1 protein-coding gene is annotated in these 208 nt (G+C 44.2%); it reads left to right on the forward strand.

Going from position 1 to position 208, the window contains the following annotated elements; all coding sequences use genetic code 11:
- Positions 1 to 208, forward strand: a 208-nt coding sequence (locus tag NCWK1_RS30090; RefSeq protein WP_245894880.1) for a tetratricopeptide repeat protein, incomplete at both ends; no start/stop codon positions are given.

A 208-nucleotide genomic window follows, 5' to 3' on the forward strand; every position in this document is an offset into this window, starting at 1 on the left:
ATCGCTATAGTTGTGCCAGCACCTACCACCAGTTGGGAATAGTTGCCCAAGAATTGCGGGAATTTGAACAAGCAAGGCGCAATTATCAACAGGCTTTGGATATAAAAATCGAATATGGTGATCGCTATAGTTGTGCCAGCACCTACGGACAGATGGGAATAGTTGCCCAAGAATTGGGAGAATTTGAAGAAGCAAGGCGCAATTATCA

Source organism: Nostoc cycadae WK-1 (assembly GCF_002897135.1).
GTDB lineage: Bacteria > Cyanobacteriota > Cyanobacteriia > Cyanobacteriales > Nostocaceae > Nostoc_B.